Source organism: Pseudomonas azerbaijanorientalis (genome assembly GCF_019139795.1).
Taxonomy (GTDB): Bacteria; Pseudomonadota; Gammaproteobacteria; order Pseudomonadales; family Pseudomonadaceae; genus Aquipseudomonas; species Aquipseudomonas laurylsulfatiphila.
Window position 1 is genome coordinate 3,639,934 of sequence record NZ_CP077078.1, and the last position, 17,105, is coordinate 3,657,038.

Consider the following 17,105-nt stretch of genomic DNA (forward strand, 5'->3'; position numbering starts at 1 on the left):
GCTCCCACAGGGATTGTGGCCCGACCGATATTGCGCACTAATCCCCCGTCTTTTTCCTGTCCATACAAGCTGTTACTGTACGGTCCACAAAGCCCAAGCCGCCTGGATCGGATCTCCTATTTGAAGCGTCCCCTGCCCCTGCTCCTGTTCAGCCTGGCCTTGAGCTCCACCGCAAGCGCGACGATCAGCGAAAGCCATGGTTATGCGCAGTTCGGCACGCTCAAGTACCCGGCCCGATTTACCCACTTCGACTGGGTCAACCCGCAAGCGCCCAAGGGCGGTACGTTGCGGGTGATGGCGTTTGGCACCTTCGATACGCTCAACCCGTACACCTTCAAGGGCACCAGCCCGGTCACCACCCCGAACTTCCTGCAATACGGCATCAACGAACTCAACGAACCGCTGATGGTCGGCACCGGGCAGTACGCGCCTTCGGGTGACGAGCCCGCGTCCAGCTATGGCCTGATCGCCCAGTCGGTGGAGTTCAGCGAGGACCGCAGTTGGGTGGTGTTCAACCTGCGTCCTGAAGCACGCTTCCATGACGGCACGCCGATTACCGCCTTCGACGTTGCGTTCTCCTACCGCACGCTGCTCAAGGAAGGGCATCCGCTTTACCGCACCAACCTTCAGGAGGTGCTGCGGGTCGACATCCTCAACCCCCAGCGCATCCGTTTCGTGTTCAAGCGCGCCGGCAATCCGCTGCTGATCCTGCGCCTGGGCGAAATGCCGGTGTTGCCACAGCACTACTGGAAGGGCCGTGACTTCAAGGCCACCACGTTCGAACCGCCACTGGGCAGCGGGCCGTACCGCATCACGATGGTCACGCCAGGACGCCAGATCGTCTTCGAACGGGTCAAGGATTATTGGGGCAAGGACCTGTCGGTCAATCGCGGCAAGTACAACGTCGACCGCATGGAAGTCGAGTTCTACCGCGACAGCGACGTCGCATTCGAGGCGTTCAAGGCCGGTGAATTCGACATCTATATCGAGCATCAGGCGAAGAACTGGGACACCGGCTACAACTTCCCCGCCCTACGCCGTGGTGACGTGATCAAGGCACAGATTCCCCACCAGATCCCGACCCAGACCCAGGGCCTGTTCATGAACAGCCGCCGACCGACTTTCTCGGATGCCAGGGTCCGTGAAGCACTGGGGCTGATGTTCAACTTTGAATGGACCAACCGTGCACTGTTCAGCGGTGCCTACAAACGCGCCATGAGCTATTACCCCAACAGCGAGTTCTCGGCCGGCGGCTTGCCGGTCGGGCATGAATGGCTGTTGCTCAAGCCCTACCGTGAACAACTGCCGGCCAGGCTCTTTACCGAGCCATTCAGCCTGCCGCAGACCGATGGCCGCGGCATCCCCCGCGAGACCTTGCGCAATGCCCTCGGCCTGCTCGCCGAAGCCGGCTGGAAGCTCAATGGCCAGCACCTGCAAAACGCCGCAGGCCAACCCATGCGCCTGGAGCTGTTGCTGGTCAACCCGAACCTGGAACGCATCCTCCAACCCTACGTCGAGAACCTCGCCAGCATCGGCATCGATGCGCGGCTGCGCACGGTCGATCGCGCGCAATACAAGCAGCGCCTCGACCAGTTCGATTTCGACATGATCCTGATGACCCTCAACCAGACCCTCAGCCCCGGCCTGGAACAATGGCAGTACTTTCACTCCAGCCAGGCCGGGGTCAAGGGCAGCAAGAACTACGCCGGCATTGCCAATCCGGTGGTCGACCATCTGCTCGAACAGTTGCTGGCCGCCCAGACCCGTGACCAGCAAGTCGCCGCCGGCAAGGCCCTTGACCGCGTGCTGCTGTGGCAGCACTACATCGTTCCCAACTGGTACCTCAATTATCACCGTCTGGCGTACCGCAACCGGCTCGCCTTTGTCACCACGCCGCCCTACACCCTGGGCCTGAATGCGTGGTGGCTGAAATCTTCGGAGAAAGATCAATGAACCCCATCCGCACCCTGCTCCTGCAGGCCAGCGGCCTGTTGTTCGCCGGGCTGGCCTGCGCCGCCCCGCAACACGCCGTGACCCTGTACAACGAGCCGCCGAAGTACCCGGCCGACTTCAAGCACTTCGACTACGTCAATCCCGACGCGCCCAAGGGCGGGATCTTCCGCCAGGCCGGGTTCGGTGGCTTCGACAGCCTCAACCCGTTCATCAGCAAAGGCGTGCCGGCGGATGATATCGGCATCATCTACGACACCCTGGCCAAGCAAGGCCTGGACGAGCCGTTCACCGAGTACGGCCTGATCGCCCGGCTGATCGAGAAAGCCCCGGACAACGGCTGGGTGCGCTTCTACCTGCGCCCCGAAGCGCGCTTCCATGACGGCCATCCGGTACGCGCCGAGGACGTGGTGTTCAGCTTCCAGATGCTGACCAAGGACGGCGCGCCGATGTACCGCGGTTACTACAACGACGTGGCCGAAGTGATCGCCGAAGACCCGTTGACCGTGCTGTTCAAGTTCAAGCACACCAACAACCGCGAGCTGCCGCTGATCCTCGGCCAGTTGCCGGTGCTACCCAAGCATTGGTGGGCCGACCGCGACTTCAACAAGGGCAACCTTGAAATCCCGTTGGGCAGCGGCCCCTACAAGGTCGGCGAAGTGAAGGCCGGGCGCTCGGTGCGCTACGAGCGAGTGAAGGACTACTGGGGCAAGGACCTGCCGGTCAATCGCGGTTTCTATAACTTCGACGTGATGACCACCGATTACTACCGCGACAACACCGTCGCCCTGGAAGCACTCAAGGCCGGGCAGTTCGACTACTGGCTTGAGATGACCGCGAAGAACTGGGCCAACGCCTACAACATCCCGGCGGTCACCGAGGGCCGACTGGTCAAGGAGCAGATCCCCAACGGCAACCCGACCGGCATGCAAGGCTTCGTGTTCAATATGCGTCGCCCGGTGTTCCAGGATGTGCGTGTGCGCCAGGCCCTGTCACTGTTGCTGGATTTCGAATGGACCAACAAGCAACTGTTCAACGGGGCCTATGTGCGTACCCGCAGTTACTTCGAGAACTCGGAAATGGCTGCCACCGGCCTGCCTGACGCCGAGCAGGTGGCGATCCTCGAACCGTTCCGCGCCAAGCTGCCGCCGCAGGTGTTCAGCGAAGCCTTCCAGAACCCGACTACCGACGGCAGTGGCATGATCCGCGCCCAGCAACGGCAAGCCTATCAACTGTTGCAGGAGGCCGGCTGGCGCATCGTCGATGACAAAATGGTCGATGCTACCGGCAAGCCGGTGGTCATCGAGTTCCTGTTGGCCCAGACCGAATTCGAACGGGTACTGCTGCCGTTCAAGCGCAACCTGAGCGACCTGGGCATCGACCTGGTGATCCGCCGGGTCGACGTCTCGCAGTACATCAACCGCGTGCGCTCCCGGGACTTCGACATGATCGTCGGCAGCTTCCCCCAGTCCAACTCACCGGGTAACGAACAACGGGAATTCTGGATGTCGGCCGCCGCCGACAAACCCGGCAGCCGCAATTCCATGGGGCTCAAAGATCCGGTGGTCGATCAACTGGTCGAGCGACTGATCAACGCCGATTCGCGCAAAAGCCTGGTGGCCCATGCCCGCGCGCTGGACCGCGTTCTGCAATGGGGCTATTACGTAATACCCAACTGGCACATCAAGACCTGGCGCGTGGCGTACTGGAACCACCTCGGCCACCCGAAGGTCTCGCCCAAGTACGACATCGGCACGGCCACCTGGTGGGTCAAGCCCGACATCAAGCCGGCGATAGAAGTCGAAACCATACTGCAGGCCGATCCTGCGGGCACGGAGTAATCAGATGCTGGCGTACATTTTTCGTCGACTGTTGCTGATCATTCCGACCCTGTTCGGCATCTTGCTGATCAACTTCGTGATCATCCAGGCCGCCCCGGGCGGGCCGGTGGAGCAAATGATCGCCAAGCTCGAAGGCTTCGAAGGCGCCACCAGCCGCATCGCCGGCGGCGGTGCCGAAGTCTCGGTGGCAGGCTCGGCCTATCGCGGCGCCCAAGGCCTGGACCCGGCGCTGATCAAGGAAATCGAGCACATGTACGGCTTCGACAAATCGGCGCCGGAACGCTTGTGGATCATGGTCAAGAACTATGCGTCGCTGGATTTTGGCGACAGCTTCTTTCGCGACGCCAAGGTCATCGACCTGATCAAGGAAAAGATGCCGGTGTCGATCTCCCTCGGGCTGTGGAGCACCCTGATCATGTACCTGGTGTCGATCCCGCTGGGGATCGCCAAGGCCACGCGACACGGCAGCCATTTCGACGTCTGGACCAGTTCGGCAATCATCGTCGGCTACGCGATCCCGGCGTTCCTGTTCGCCATCCTGTTGATCGTGGTATTCGCCGGCGGCAGCTATCTGGACTGGTTCCCGTTGCGGGGGCTGACTTCGAACAACTTCGATGAACTGAGCATGGGCGGCAAGATCCTCGACTACTTCTGGCACCTGGCGCTGCCGGTGACCGCTCTGGTGATCGGCAACTTCGCGACCATGACCCTGCTGACCAAAAACAGTTTCCTCGACGAGATCAACAAGCAGTACGTGATCACCGCCAGGGCCAAGGGCCTGACCAACCACCGCGTGCTGTACGGCCATGTGTTCCGCAACGCCATGCTGCTGGTGATCGCCGGTTTCCCTTCAGCCTTCATCGGCATCTTCTTCACCGGCTCGCTGCTGGTGGAGGTGATCTTCTCCCTCGACGGCCTGGGCCTGATGAGTTTCGAAGCAGCGATCAATCGCGATTACCCGGTGGTGTTCGGCACGCTGTTCATCTTCACGTTGCTGGGGCTGGTAGTGAAACTGATCGGCGACCTCACCTACACCTTTGTCGATCCGCGTATCGACTTCGAAAGCCGGGAGCATTGAGATGAACCTGTCCCCTCTCAATCGCCGGCGCTTCGAACTGTTCAAGGCCAACAAGCGTGGCTGGTGGTCGCTGTGGCTGTTCCTGATCCTGTTCGGCGCCAGCCTAGGCGCCGAGCTGATCGCCAACGACAAGCCGCTGGCGGTGCATTACGACAACAACTGGTACTTCCCGGCGCTCAAGCGCTACCCGGAAACCACCTTCGGCGGCGAATTCCCGCTGGAAGCCAACTACAAGAGCCCGTACATCCGCGAACTGCTCAAGGCCAAGGACGCCTGGGTGCTGTGGGCGCCCATTCCCTATAGCTACCAGAGCATCAACTACGACCTGAAAGTCCCGGCCCCGGCCCCGCCCTCGACGGACAACCTGCTGGGCACCGACGACCAGGGCCGCGACGTGCTGGCCCGGGTGATCTACGGTTTCCGCATTTCGGTGCTGTTCGCCCTGACCCTGACCGTGTTCAGTTCGATCATCGGCGTGATCGCAGGCGCCTTGCAGGGTTTTTACGGCGGCTGGGTGGACCTGGCCGGGCAGCGCTTCCTGGAGATCTGGTCCGGGCTGCCGGTGCTGTACCTGCTGATCATCCTTGCCAGCTTCGTGCAACCTAACTTCTGGTGGCTGCTGGGGATCATGCTGCTGTTCTCGTGGATGAGCCTGGTGGACGTGGTGCGCGCCGAATTCCTGCGCGGGCGCAACCTGGAATACGTACGCGCCGCCCGCGCCCTGGGCATGCAGAACGGTGCGATCATGTTCCGCCATATCCTGCCCAACGCGATGGTCTCGACCATGACTTTCATGCCGTTCATCCTCACCGGCGCCATCGGCACATTGACCGCCCTGGACTTCCTCGGTTTCGGTCTGCCGGCGGGCAGCCCGTCGCTGGGTGAACTGGTGGCCCAAGGCAAATCCAATCTGCAAGCGCCCTGGCTGGGCATCAGCGCCTTTGCGGTGCTGGCCCTGATGTTGAGCCTGCTGGTGTTCATCGGCGAATCCGCTCGCGATGCCTTCGACCCGAGGAAGTGAAATGAATCAGGAAAATCTGATCGAAGTGCGCAACCTGTCCGTCGAATTTGTTGTCGGCAATCGTTGTCAGCGGGCCGTCGAAGGCGTCAGCTTCGACATCAGGCGCGGCGAAACCCTGGCCCTGGTCGGCGAGAGCGGTTCCGGTAAATCGGTGACCGCGCATTCGATCCTGCGCCTGCTGCCCTACCCGCTCGCCCGCCATCCCTCCGGCACCATCGAGTATTCCGGGCAGAACTTGCTGGACCTGAAGGAAAAAACCATCCGCCACATTCGTGGCAACCGGATTGCGATGATCTTCCAGGAGCCGATGACCTCGCTCAATCCGTTGCACTCGATCGAAAAGCAGATCAACGAGGTGCTGGGCATCCACAAGGGCCTGAGCGGCAAGGTCGCGACCAAACGCACCCTGGAGTTGCTGGAGATGGTCGGCATCCCCGAGCCGCACAAGCGCCTCAAGGCCCTGCCCCACGAATTGTCCGGTGGTCAGCGCCAGCGGGTGATGATCGCCATGGCCCTGGCCAACGAACCGGAACTGCTGATCGCCGACGAACCGACCACCGCGCTGGACGTGACCGTTCAGCTGAAAATCCTCGAATTGCTCAAGCAATTGCAGGCTCGTTTGGGCATGGCGCTGCTGCTGATCAGCCACGATTTGAACCTCGTGCGAAGAATTGCGCATCGCGTATGTGTCATGCAGCAAGGTTGCATCGTCGAACAGGCATCGTGCGAAGAATTGTTCCGTGCGCCGCAGCATCCGTACACTCGGGAACTGCTGGCAGCGGAGCCCGACGGCAAGCCCGCAAGCAACGTGATCGGTCCGCCCTTGCTGGCGGTCGAGGACCTGAAAGTCTGGTTTCCGATCAAGAAAGGCTTGCTCAAGCGCACGGTGGATTACGTCAAGGCGGTCGACGGCATCAACTTCAGCCTGCCCCAGGGCCAGACCCTGGGGATAGTGGGAGAAAGCGGTTCCGGCAAATCGACCCTGGGCCTGGCGATTTTGCGGTTGATCGCCAGCAAAGGCGCCATTCGCTTTGAAGGCCAGCCGCTGGACAGCCTGACGCAGCAACAGGTCCGGCCGCTGCGGCGGCAGATGCAAGTGGTGTTTCAGGACCCGTTCGGCAGCCTGAGCCCACGGATGTGCGTGAGCCAGATCGTTGGCGAAGGCTTGCGGATCCACAAGATGGGGACCGAGGAGCAACAGGAACAAGCGATCATTGCAGCACTCAAGGAGGTAGGCCTGGATCCGGAAACCCGGCACCGCTACCCCCACGAATTTTCCGGTGGGCAACGGCAGAGAATCGCCATTGCCCGGGCATTGGTGTTAAAACCGGCGTTGATTTTGCTGGACGAGCCGACTTCGGCCCTCGACCGCACGGTACAACGCCAGGTAGTGGAGCTTTTGCGTTCGCTGCAAACCAAGTACAACCTGACGTATCTGTTTATCAGCCATGACCTGGCTGTGGTGAAAGCGCTGAGCCACCAGTTGATGGTGGTCAAGCATGGCCAAGTGGTCGAACAGGGAGACGCGCAAAGTATTTTTGCCGCCCCCCAACATCCGTATACACAGCAGTTGCTGGAAGCCGCTTTTTTGGCTCCGGCCACTGCGCAATAACCTGAAAGAGGAGCAACACATGGGTTTTCTCGCCGGTAAGCGCGTACTGATCGTCGGTGTCGCCAGCAAGCTGTCCATCGCATCCGGCATTGCTGCCGCCATGCATCGCGAGGGCGCTGAGCTTGCCTTCACTTATCAGAACGACAAACTCAAGGGTCGTGTCGAAGAGTTCGCACAGAGCTGGGGTTCCAACCCTGACCTGTGCTTCCCGTGCGACGTGGCCAGCGATGAAGAAATCGCCAAGGTCTTCGTTGAACTGGGCAAAAAGTGGGACGGCCTGGACTGCATCGTGCACTCCGTGGGCTTCGCCCCGGGCGACCAACTGGACGGCGACTTCACCGAAGCCACCACCCGTGAAGGTTTCCGCATCGCTCACGACATCAGCGCCTACAGCTTCGTGGCCCTGGCCAAGGCCGGCCGCGAAATGATGAAAGGCCGCAACGGCAGCCTGCTGACCCTGTCGTACCTGGGCGCCGAGCGCACCATGCCGAACTACAACGTGATGGGCATGGCCAAGGCTTCCCTGGAAGCCGGCGTACGTTACCTGGCCGGTTCCCTGGGCCCGGACGGTACCCGCGTCAACTGCGTATCGGCAGGCCCGATCCGCACCCTCGCCGCTTCCGGCATCAAGAACTTCCGCAAGATGCTGGCCGCCAACGAAGCGCAAACTCCGCTGCGCCGCAACGTCACCATCGAAGAAGTCGGCAACGCCGGCGCCTTCCTGTGCTCGGACCTGGCGTCCGGCATCAGCGGTGAAATCATGTACGTGGACGGTGGCTTCAACACCACGGCCATGGGCAGCCTCGAAGAGTAATCTTCGGTCAGCCAATAAAAAACCCGCCTCTTTTGGCGGGTTTTTTATGCCTGTGATTTCCGCCATGACTCGATCAAATGTGGGAGCGGGCTTGCTCGCGAAGGCGTAGTGTCAGTCGATACAAATTCTGAATGACACACCGTATTCGCGAGCAAGCCCGCTCCCACAGGGTCAGTGTTGTGCCAGGCATTGAGCGAACAACTGCTGAATCGGCTGAGTCCGCTGACTATAGCGCTGCAACAACACAATCTCCCGATAGAACGTCAACTCGCCCAAGGGGATGACTCGCACCCCGGCCCCATGCTCAAGCCACAACCCCGCCTGCGGCAACAACGAAATCCCCAACCCACACTCAACCATTTTGACAATGGCCTCCAGTTCATCCAGCTCCAGTGCCCCGTGCACCTCGATCTGCTGTTCGCGCAAGAACCGCGTCACCAGTCGCCCGCCAAACGAATTGCGGTCGTAGCGCACATGCGGGTGCTCGGCGAGCAGTTGCAATGGATCATCGCCGTCCAGGTTCGCCGGTACGATCAGCACGAACGGCTCCCGGCGTATCACCTGCGCGGACAACTCCTTGGGCAACTCGAATGGCGGCTTGATCAGGATCGCCAGATCCACTTCTCCGGTGTCCACCTGACTCAGCAGGTTCAGTGACACACCCGGCACCAGTTTGGGCTCCAGCAAGGGCGCCTGCTGGCGCAATCGCAACAGCGCCTGAGGCAGCAGCCCGGTCTGGGCGGTCGCCACCGCGCCGATTTTCAACTCACCACGGTACTCGCTGACATCGTCACTGACCGCCATGCGGCTGAAGGTCTCGAGCATTTCCCTGGCCATCGGCAATGCACGCTGCCCCGCCGCATTGAGCAGCGCCTGACGCCCGGTGCGGTCGAACAGACGGATGCCCAGGGCCTGTTCCAGATTGCGAATCTGCGCGCTGACGGCCGACTGCGTCAGGCCGATGTGCATGCCGGCCGCGGCGAACGTGCCGTGACGCGCCACGGCAACAAAGGTTTTCAGTTCTCGCAGCATGGCGGCCTCGATTGATCGAAATAATTTGAGCTCGACGCAAAAATTATCGTCTTTCAATCAAAAAGCACAGGACTAAACTCAACACACGCCCACCCACCACCGAGGTTCGCCCGATGCAACTGTCCCCTTTTCACCTGGCCATTCCAGTCTACGACTTGCCCGCCGCCCGGCACTTTTATGGCGCGGTGTTTGGCCTGGAAGAAGGTCGGTCGAGCGACCATTGGGTCGATTTCAATTTTTTTGGCCATCAACTGGTGATTCACCTGGCGCCGAAAAACCCTCCGCAAGAAGCAGCCCACACCAACGCCGTCGATGGTCACGATGTGCCGGTGCCGCATTTTGGCGTGGTACTCGGGATGGCGGAGTGGGAAGCATTGGCCGAGCGGCTGAAATCGCTGGGAACTCGCTTCGTGATTGAGCCGGGGATTCGTTTTCAGGGGCTGGTGGGCGAACAGGCGACGATGTTTCTGTTTGATCCTTGCGGGAATGCGCTGGAGTTCAAGGCGTTCAAGGATATTGGGCAGTTGTTTGCCAAATAGGTGGCGTCTGTCAGGACGCCTTCGCGAGCAGGCTCGCTCCCACAGGGGTTAGTGGGTGGCCAACGCCGGTCAATGTGGGAGCGAGCCTGCTCGCGATTGGGCCCGCCCAGCCAGCCTGATACTAACGGCTCATCACACTCTCGGCCTCCTCCAGCAGCTCCTCGATCGAGCCATGCACAACCGGGTCATATTCGACCTGCACAACACTGAAGCGAATGTCATAACTGCGATGCGCCGCAGCGTTGCGCTCGTCGAGTATCTCATTGAGACGCGCCTTGATCGCCGCAGTTTCCACGGTGCCGGACCCGGTCAGCAGCGCCACGAAGCGGTCGCCTTCGAGCCGGCCGACCACATCGTTTTCACGAAAGCCGATACGCAGCACATCGGCGAAGGTCTTGAGTGCATCGTCACCTTTGGCCCGGCCATACAGATAGCTGATGCGCTTGAACTCATCGAGGGAGAAGTACAGCAGCGTCGCCGGCGTCTCCAGCGCCCGGCAAGCCTCCAGCCCGAGTCGGGCCAGCGCGGTGAAGCCATGGCGATTGGACAGCAGCGTCAGCTCATCCATGCTTGCCATTTGCACGCCCGCCAGCTCTCGCTCGGCCTGGCGCGCCATTTCACGCAGCCGCTCCCGTTCTTGCTGTGGCGTGAGCAACGGGCTCGCGGAACGGCCCGATTTGCCCGTTTTGCCTGAGATCAACATCGTTCACTCCCATTGCTGGTATGCACTTTAGAGTCGCCCATACCCGCATTGACTCCCTGCAAGCGCGCCGTTGGTCAGCTACCCGCCACCGGACACGGCCCTCCTGCGTCGGCCCAGCGTTTGAATTGGCTGACGAAGATGTCGTGCGGCACCGGCACCGGCGCGCGATTGCCACCCGGGTTCCAGCCCCACAGCACCAGTTTGTCGTCGCTGACGTGCTTGATCAGCGCGGCGAAATCCCGGTCGCCGTTGCTGGCGCGATCCTTGATCATCGCGCACAGACGGTCGGCCGGCAGGCCGATCCAGGCCATCCGCTGCGCTGCCGGCGGCAGGCTCCAGTGTGGCGCCCCGGGCGGCGCATGAGGGCCATAGCTGGCCGGTGGATTGCTTTGCCCATGGCAGGCTGCACAGGGCAACCCGGCCGAGCCCTTGCCGTCCATGCCGCGCACGACATTCATGGCGTGGGGCACGCCGGCATCGAATTGCAGCGGCGAATCCCCGGGAATGTGGCAGTTCTGGCAACGCGGGCTCTGGAAGACCTTCTGCACGGTGTCGAACGCCTGCAAGGCCTCGCGGTCTTCGGCGAATACATGCGACGCGTAGGCCACAAGACAGATCAGAATCACCGTCCCGAGCAACCAGTGGTGACGTTTCATCTCACACCCCCGACAGTTGCAAGGGCAGCTCGCGCAGACGCTGCCCGGTCAGGGCAAACACCGCGTTGGCCACAGCCGGCGCCGTGGGTGGCACACCGGCTTCGCCGATACCGCCGGGTTTGTTGCTGCTGGGCACGATATACACTTCGACCACCGGCATTTCGTTGAGCCGCAGCACCTGATAGTCGTGATAGTTGGACTGCACCACCTGCCCGTCCTTGAGCGTCAGCTTGCTGTGCAAGGCGAAGCTCAGGCCAAAGGTGATGCACGACTCCATCTGCGCGGCGATGCTCTGCGGGTTGACCGCAATGCCGCAGTCCACCGCACACACCACGCGGTGCACGCGGATGGCGAGATTGTCCTGGGACACCTCGGCCACCTGGGCCACGTAACTGCCGAAGGATTCATGCACCGCCACCCCCAGGGCATGGCCATCGGGCAGCGACGCCGTCCAGTTGGCCTTCTCCACCGCCAGGTTCAATACACCGAGGTGGCGCGGATGGTCCTTGAGCAAGGTGCGCCGGTACTCCACCGGATCCTTGCCCGCCGCCGTCGCCAGCTCATCGATCAGCGACTCCATGACAAACGCGGTGTGGGTGTGCCCCACCGAACGCAGCCACAACACGCTGATCCCGGTTTGTGGCGAGTGCAGTTCGATCTGGTGATTGGCCAGCCCTCCGATGTAGGGGCTGTCGGCCACGCCTTCGACCGAGGTCTTGTCGATCCCGTCCTTGACCATGCTCGCTTCAAGCGAGGTCCCGGCCATGATCGACTGCCCGACCATCACGTGCTTCCAGGCCAGCGGCAGGCCGTCAGCGCCCAGCCCGATACGCGCATGGTGCAGGAACGCCGAACGGTAATAGCCGCCGCGGATGTCGTCCTCCCGCGCCCATACGGTTTTCACCGGCACACCGGCGGTCTTGGCGACATGCACCGCTTCGCTGACGAAGTCCGAGGTCGGATTGGCCCGGCGCCCGAAGCCGCCGCCGAGAAACTCGGTATGGATCTCGACCTGCTCGGGTTTGAGCCCGGTGATTTGCCCGGCGACTATTTGGTCCAGGGTCTGGAACTGGGTGCCGGTCCAGATTTCGCACTTGTCCTTGCTGATGCTCACGGTGCAGTTGAGCGGTTCCATCGGCGCGTGGGCCAGATAAGGCACACTGTATTCGGCGTCGATGGTCTTGGCCGCTTTCGCCAGCGCAGCCTGGGTATCGCCCGCCTGACCGGCGTTCAGCCCAGGGGTGGCGGCGAGCTTGCGGAAGCTTTCCAGCAGCGCCTGGCTATTGAGCCCCGCGTTCGGCCCCGGGTTCCACTCGACTTTCAGCGCATCGCGGCCCAGCTTCGCCGCCCAATAATGATCGGCAATCACCGCAATGCCCGTCGGCACTTGCAGCACTTTGTGCACGCCGGGAATCGCCAGCGCCTCGGCGCCTTCAAAGGATTTGACGCTGCCGCCGAAGGTGGGCGAACGGGCGACCATGGCCGTCATCAGCCCCTCGAACTGCACGTCCATACCGAATTTCGCCCGGCCGGTGATTTTCTCCGGTGTGTCCAGACGTTTTGTGGGTTTACCGATCAGCCGCCAGTCTTTCGCGTCCTTGAGTTTGATCGAGGCGGGGTCCGGCGGTGGCAGCTGTCCGGCGTCATCGGCCAACTCGCCGTAGGTGGCGCGATGCTCACCGGCAACCACCACGCCCGACTCTGTATGAATTTCGGAGGGAGCAACGTTGAAACGCTTGGCCGCGGCGTCGATCAACATCAAGCGCGCCGCCGCGCCGGCCAGACGATAGCGATCGAATTCCATCCAGGTCGAGGTCGAGCCGCCGGTGATCTGCATCCCGCCAAACCCGGGCATGCCGTAATCGGCGGCCGATGCCGGGGAATGCTCGACGCGGATCTTCGACCAGTCGGCGTCCAGTTCTTCGGCAATCAGCATGGTCAGGCCGGTCCAGATGCCCTGGCCCATTTCCGAATGGCCGAGCAACACGGTGACGCTGTTGTCATTGCCAATACGCAGGAAAGCGTTGGGGGCAAACACGTTGCCCTGATTCTCCGCGCCCATGGCGAACCGATGGGCGCCGGGCATGACAAACGCCACCACCAGCCCTCCGCCCAGCACAGCACTGCCCTTGAGAAAACCACGGCGCGATAACCCGTTGATGCTGTTCATGGCCACCTCAACCCAGCTCGGCGGCGCGCTTGACCGCCGCGCGAATCCGCGGGTAAGTGCCGCAGCGGCAGATGTTGCCGGACAGCGCCTGATCGATGTCGCTGTCGGTCGGTTTGGGAATTTTCGCCAGCAACGCCGCCGCCGACATGATCTGCCCGGACTGGCAGTAACCGCACTGAACCACGTCGAGTTCCGCCCAGGCCTTTTGCACCGGATGCGAGCCGTCCGCCGACAGGCCTTCGATGGTGAGAATCTTTTGTCCATGGGCGACGGCAGTAGCCGGTGTGATGCAGGAGCGTAGCGGCGCGCCATCGACGTGCACTGTGCAGGCTCCACATTGGGCCATGCCGCAACCGAACTTGGTGCCGGTAAGGTGGGCGACATCGCGCAAGACCCAGAGCAACGGCATGTCGGCGGGGACATCCAGCTCCTGATCCTGGCCATTGATGTTCAGGGTGAGCATGGCGCGACTCCTCAGACTCACGGTGATCTGAAGGGGCGTCGCTGCAGCCTTGTACAACCTGCGCGCGCCTCGGGTATCCCTTCAGCTAAGCGCAGATTTGCCGCCAGACCATTGCGCATCGACCACCGGTCATGCAAAGGCCGCCTCGATGGACGGCCCTGGAACCCTTCACTAGAGCCTTGGCCCCAATAAGATCCCGGTGTAGCGCCAGACAAAAACCGCAAAAGCGCTACACCACAGCAGCGCCGACAGCGCCAATCCAAGACTGGAAAAAGGCACCAGCCCTACCCGGCACGCCCCCGCCAACAACACCAGGGCAAACCCTGCAACGACCGCCCCGGACGGCTTCAGCAAACGCCCGGTATGCCCCAGGCTGACCCGCGCGATCATCGCCAGAATCAACCCGCCGATACCGCCGACGGCCAGCGAATGGGTGGCCAGGCTTTGTTGCGCCAGCCAGCCCAGGTGCCACAGCGCCATGGTCAGTGTCGCCACGGCGAGCCAGGCGTAAGCCAGGTACAGCGACCAAAGCAGCGGCACGCGCCACAGGCCGCGGTCATGCCAGCGCCACAGGCGCAGCAGATGCAAACCGCTGATCAACGCAAACAGCGGCGCCAGCCACACACGGGGGACGTCATTCAAACCGGCGGCAAAGGACAGCGCTGCCAGCATGGCGCTGACCAGCAGCACTTTGCCCGGCAACGGATGGGCCGCAGCCGTTGCCGGACGGTTCAAGCCGCGCTGGATAAAGAACGGAATCACCCGCCCGCCAATCACACTCATCAGCGCACCGACCAGCCACAGGGCGGCCAGCACGCCATGTCGTTGCAGGTTGCCGTCATCAACGACAAAACCCAACAACGTCAACGCCTGAAACCCGGCCAGCAGCGACACCATCAGCAGAATCGGATAATTCTCGCGCTTGCCCGCAGCCACCAGGTCGCGCCCCAACGCCCACGCCAGCAGCGGCAGAAAAGGCACCTGCAAGGCCAGCAGCAAGGATGCAGGCATCGGCAGCCACCAGGCCAGCCGCGCCAGCAGCCATACCAGCACCAGGCCGATCAGCGGCCAGCCCTTGAGCCCCGGTCGACCTGTCCAGTTCGGCACCGCGGTCAGGAGGAACCCGGCGATGATGGCGGCGGCAAATCCGAAGGGCATTTCATGTCGATGCCAGGCCAGCATGCCGCCCACGGGTTGCGCTTGGGGTAAACGGCCGTACAGCCACATTGCCCAGACCGCCACGGCGAAGCTGGCGAACCCGGCCCCGGCCAGAAAGAACGGCCGAAAACCAACACTGAAAAGCGCTGCAGCGCCAAGCTTACGCATCAAGCCACCACCTGGAGCAGGCTTGGGCTCTGGCGATATCTCTGAAGTTTGCTGGAGAAGTCGGACATTTTGCGTTTTCCTGAAGGCGTTCAGTTGTACCTCTTCTGCATCATGTTTCGTGCCAATGAGATATCTCCCGGTAAATCAATGACCTCAGAAAGTCGCAGTCAATATGACTCATGCAAAAATAGTCCTTATGACACACACAAGAGTCATAACGACTGCAAGCTCATTCGAGCCCGGGCCGAACCTGATAAAAGCAAACCAATATCATTTGCACAGTCATAGGCCTTTTGTTTTAATCGCGATCAATTCTTATTTGCATAAGCGTGCGGATCGCCCATGGACATGTGCTCACGATGACGGTTGCCGACTCCTCCTGCGTCCAGAACCTCTACGCCAGCCACCACCACTGGTTGCACGAGTTGCTGCGCCGACGCTTGAACAATGCGTTCGATGCCGCCGACCTGGCCCATGACACCTTCATTCGGGTGCTCAAGCGTCCGCAGGTGTTTGACGGGGAAACCCACGAACGCTCTTATCTGGCGACCATCGCCCGAGGCCTGTGCATTGACCACTGGCGTCGTCGCCAGCTGGAACAGGCCTGGCTCGAGACCCTGGCCGCGCAGCCCCAGGCCGTCCAGCCTTCGCCGGAGCAGCGGGCGATCATCGTCGAAACCCTGTACGAAGTGGATGCCATGCTGCAGCGCTTGCCCCAGCGGGTGCGTGATGCGTTCGTTCTGGCGCAGGTGCATGGGCTGCCCTACCGAAACATTGCCGAAGAAATCGGCGTGAGCGAGCGCATGGTGAAAAAGTACCTGGCCCAGGCGCTGATGCATTGCGCAATGCTCGAAGCCGAACTCGACGGTCTGCTGATTCAATGACCCGCGCCGCCAGAAACGCCATCAGCCACGCCAGCCTCGAACAGGCGGCCAGCTGGTACGTGCAACTCAACGATCACCACGCCAGCGAACAGGAACGCGAGCATTGGCAAGCCTGGTTGGCGCAAAGCGGCGAGCACCAGGCCGCGTGGCACTATGTCGAGCGTGTGAGCCAGCGCTTTGCCGCGCTACAGGACACTCATCAACAAGCGGCCGGCCACGTGTTACGCAACAGCGGCCGCGCTTCCATCAGCCGCCGCCAGACGGTCAAAAGCCTGCTGGTGCTGGTGTCGGGCAGTTGGCTCGGCTGGAGCGCATGGCGGCAAAGTGCCCTGCCGCTGTCCGTGGCCCGATGGACCGCCGACCTCTCCACCGGCACCGGTGAAACCCGGGAAGCCCGGCTCAGCGATGGCAGCCAGATCTGGCTCAACGCCCTCAGTGCACTGGATGTACGTTTCGACACCGCAAAACGGTTATTGCTGTTGCAGGCCGGAGAGGTGTTGATCGACACCGCCAGCGACACCAGCCGCCCGCTGCTGGTGCAAACCGTCGAGGGCTGCCTGCGTGCGCTGGGCACGCGTTTCAGCGTGCGTCAGGAAGACCGGCAAACACTGTTGAATGTCTACGAAGGCGCAGTTGAAGTCCGCACCACCCAGGGTCAGATGCAGGTGGTCAAGGCCGGACAGCAGCTGTGCTTTACACAAGACCACACACCGACACCGACCGCTGCGTCGGCCGGCCGCGAAGCCTGGCGCCGCGGCCTGTTACTGGCGGACAACCTGCCGCTGGGGCAGTTGCTCGAAGAACTGAGTCACTATCGTCCCGGACATCTGGGATGTGACCCGGCGGTAGCCGGGCTGCCGGTCATGGGTGCCTTCCCGCTCAAGGACACCGATCAGGCCTTGCGCCTGCTGGAAGCGGCATTGCCGGTCCGGGTGCAGAAACCGCTGCAGTGGTGGGTCAACGTAGGCCCAAATACCTGATGAGGTTTTTTTCCGGCGCGTCGGTTCCCTTTTGCC

At 61.9% G+C, this 17,105-nt stretch carries 15 protein-coding genes; 9 read left to right on the forward strand and 6 right to left on the reverse strand.

Going from position 1 to position 17,105, the window contains the following annotated elements; translation table 11 throughout:
• Window positions 1-132 precede the first annotated feature (132 nt).
• The 6 genes from KSS91_RS16115 to fabI are packed head-to-tail and all read left to right on the forward strand — an operon-like array spanning window position 133 to window position 8,316.
• Window positions 133-1,953 carry an extracellular solute-binding protein gene (locus KSS91_RS16115; RefSeq protein WP_437179757.1) on the forward strand — a complete coding sequence of 607 codons (1,821 nt, stop codon included), beginning with the start codon at window positions 133-135 and terminating at the stop codon, window positions 1,951-1,953.
• Window positions 1,950-3,791, forward strand: a complete 1,842-nt coding sequence (locus tag KSS91_RS16120; RefSeq protein WP_217835376.1) for an extracellular solute-binding protein — start codon at window positions 1,950-1,952, stop codon at window positions 3,789-3,791. The genes KSS91_RS16115 and KSS91_RS16120 overlap by 4 nt, the downstream gene beginning before the upstream one ends.
• A gap of 4 nt (window positions 3,792-3,795) precedes the next feature.
• Window positions 3,796-4,869 carry a microcin C ABC transporter permease YejB gene (locus tag KSS91_RS16125; RefSeq protein ID WP_007979116.1) on the forward strand — a complete coding sequence of 358 codons (1,074 nt, stop codon included), beginning with the start codon at window positions 3,796-3,798 and terminating at the stop codon, window positions 4,867-4,869.
• A 1-nt stretch (window position 4,870) separates the two neighbouring features.
• Entirely contained in the window at window positions 4,871-5,890 is a 1,020-nt protein-coding gene (locus KSS91_RS16130) for an ABC transporter permease (RefSeq protein ID WP_015095378.1), read from the forward strand.
• 1 nt (window position 5,891) lies between these two features.
• Entirely contained in the window at window positions 5,892-7,502 is a 1,611-nt protein-coding gene (locus KSS91_RS16135; RefSeq protein WP_217835377.1) for an ABC transporter ATP-binding protein, read from the forward strand.
• A 19-nt stretch (window positions 7,503-7,521) separates the two neighbouring features.
• Entirely contained in the window at window positions 7,522-8,316 is a 795-nt protein-coding gene (fabI, locus tag KSS91_RS16140; protein ID WP_008028639.1) for an enoyl-ACP reductase FabI, read from the forward strand.
• A 171-nt stretch (window positions 8,317-8,487) separates the two neighbouring features.
• Here the strand turns inward: fabI and KSS91_RS16145 are convergent, their stop codons facing one another.
• Window positions 8,488-9,348 (reverse strand): LysR family transcriptional regulator, encoded by an 861-nt coding sequence (locus KSS91_RS16145; RefSeq protein ID WP_217835378.1) that lies wholly within the window; start codon window positions 9,346-9,348, stop codon window positions 8,488-8,490.
• A gap of 113 nt (window positions 9,349-9,461) precedes the next feature.
• On the opposite strand from KSS91_RS16145, the gene KSS91_RS16150 reads away from it, so the two are divergent.
• On the forward strand, window positions 9,462-9,887 hold the full coding sequence (locus tag KSS91_RS16150; protein WP_217835379.1) for a VOC family protein: 426 nt from the start codon (window positions 9,462-9,464) through the stop codon (window positions 9,885-9,887).
• 121 nt (window positions 9,888-10,008) lie between these two features.
• Here KSS91_RS16150 and KSS91_RS16155 read toward each other — a convergent pair whose 3' ends face one another.
• From KSS91_RS16155 to KSS91_RS16175, 5 genes are all read right to left on the reverse strand, one after another.
• Window positions 10,009-10,590, reverse strand: a complete 582-nt coding sequence (locus KSS91_RS16155) for a GGDEF domain-containing protein (protein ID WP_217835380.1) — start codon at window positions 10,588-10,590, stop codon at window positions 10,009-10,011.
• Between the two features lie 74 nt (window positions 10,591-10,664).
• A complete protein-coding gene (locus KSS91_RS16160) occupies window positions 10,665-11,246 on the reverse strand; it encodes a hypothetical protein (protein ID WP_217835381.1) in 582 nt (193 codons plus the stop codon).
• Window position 11,247: 1 nt separating this feature from the next.
• A complete protein-coding gene (locus tag KSS91_RS16165; protein ID WP_217835382.1) occupies window positions 11,248-13,416 on the reverse strand; it encodes a xanthine dehydrogenase family protein molybdopterin-binding subunit in 2,169 nt (722 codons plus the stop codon).
• A gap of 7 nt (window positions 13,417-13,423) precedes the next feature.
• The gene (locus tag KSS91_RS16170) at window positions 13,424-13,879 is read right to left on the reverse strand and encodes a (2Fe-2S)-binding protein (protein ID WP_015095385.1); all 456 of its coding nucleotides are present in this window, start codon (window positions 13,877-13,879) and stop codon (window positions 13,424-13,426) included.
• 171 nt (window positions 13,880-14,050) lie between these two features.
• Window positions 14,051-15,205, reverse strand: coding sequence for an NnrS family protein (locus KSS91_RS16175; protein WP_217835383.1), 1,155 nt, complete (start codon window positions 15,203-15,205; stop codon window positions 14,051-14,053).
• A gap of 359 nt (window positions 15,206-15,564) precedes the next feature.
• Between KSS91_RS16175 and KSS91_RS16180 the strand changes: the two genes are divergently transcribed.
• Together KSS91_RS16180 and KSS91_RS16185 are read left to right on the forward strand one after the other, a co-directional pair.
• Window positions 15,565-16,089, forward strand: a complete 525-nt coding sequence (locus KSS91_RS16180; protein WP_041474885.1) for a sigma-70 family RNA polymerase sigma factor — start codon at window positions 15,565-15,567, stop codon at window positions 16,087-16,089.
• The gene (locus KSS91_RS16185) at window positions 16,086-17,069 is read left to right on the forward strand and encodes a FecR domain-containing protein (protein WP_217835384.1); all 984 of its coding nucleotides are present in this window, start codon (window positions 16,086-16,088) and stop codon (window positions 17,067-17,069) included. The genes KSS91_RS16180 and KSS91_RS16185 overlap by 4 nt, the downstream gene beginning before the upstream one ends.
• Window positions 17,070-17,105: the final 36 nt, after the last annotated feature.

What these genes read in the sequence shown, in the direction of transcription:
- KSS91_RS16135 (WP_217835377.1), top strand. Translation starts at nt 5,892, where the DNA reads ATGAATCAGGAAAATCTGATCGAAGTGCGCAACCTGTCCGTCGAATTT.
- KSS91_RS16175 (WP_217835383.1), bottom strand. Translation starts at nt 15,205, where the DNA reads ATGCGTAAGCTTGGCGCTGCAGCGCTTTTCAGTGTTGGTTTTCGGCCG.
- KSS91_RS16160 (WP_217835381.1), bottom strand. Translation starts at nt 11,246, where the DNA reads ATGAAACGTCACCACTGGTTGCTCGGGACGGTGATTCTGATCTGTCTT.
- KSS91_RS16155 (WP_217835380.1), bottom strand. Translation starts at nt 10,590, where the DNA reads ATGTTGATCTCAGGCAAAACGGGCAAATCGGGCCGTTCCGCGAGCCCG.
- KSS91_RS16145 (WP_217835378.1), bottom strand. Translation starts at nt 9,348, where the DNA reads ATGCTGCGAGAACTGAAAACCTTTGTTGCCGTGGCGCGTCACGGCACG.
- KSS91_RS16185 (WP_217835384.1), top strand. Translation starts at nt 16,086, where the DNA reads ATGACCCGCGCCGCCAGAAACGCCATCAGCCACGCCAGCCTCGAACAG.
- KSS91_RS16180 (WP_041474885.1), top strand. Translation starts at nt 15,565, where the DNA reads ATGACGGTTGCCGACTCCTCCTGCGTCCAGAACCTCTACGCCAGCCAC.
- KSS91_RS16150 (WP_217835379.1), top strand. Translation starts at nt 9,462, where the DNA reads ATGCAACTGTCCCCTTTTCACCTGGCCATTCCAGTCTACGACTTGCCC.
- KSS91_RS16130 (WP_015095378.1), top strand. Translation starts at nt 4,871, where the DNA reads ATGAACCTGTCCCCTCTCAATCGCCGGCGCTTCGAACTGTTCAAGGCC.
- KSS91_RS16170 (WP_015095385.1), bottom strand. Translation starts at nt 13,879, where the DNA reads ATGCTCACCCTGAACATCAATGGCCAGGATCAGGAGCTGGATGTCCCC.
- KSS91_RS16165 (WP_217835382.1), bottom strand. Translation starts at nt 13,416, where the DNA reads ATGAACAGCATCAACGGGTTATCGCGCCGTGGTTTTCTCAAGGGCAGT.
- KSS91_RS16120 (WP_217835376.1), top strand. Translation starts at nt 1,950, where the DNA reads ATGAACCCCATCCGCACCCTGCTCCTGCAGGCCAGCGGCCTGTTGTTC.
- KSS91_RS16125 (WP_007979116.1), top strand. Translation starts at nt 3,796, where the DNA reads ATGCTGGCGTACATTTTTCGTCGACTGTTGCTGATCATTCCGACCCTG.
- fabI (WP_008028639.1), top strand. Translation starts at nt 7,522, where the DNA reads ATGGGTTTTCTCGCCGGTAAGCGCGTACTGATCGTCGGTGTCGCCAGC.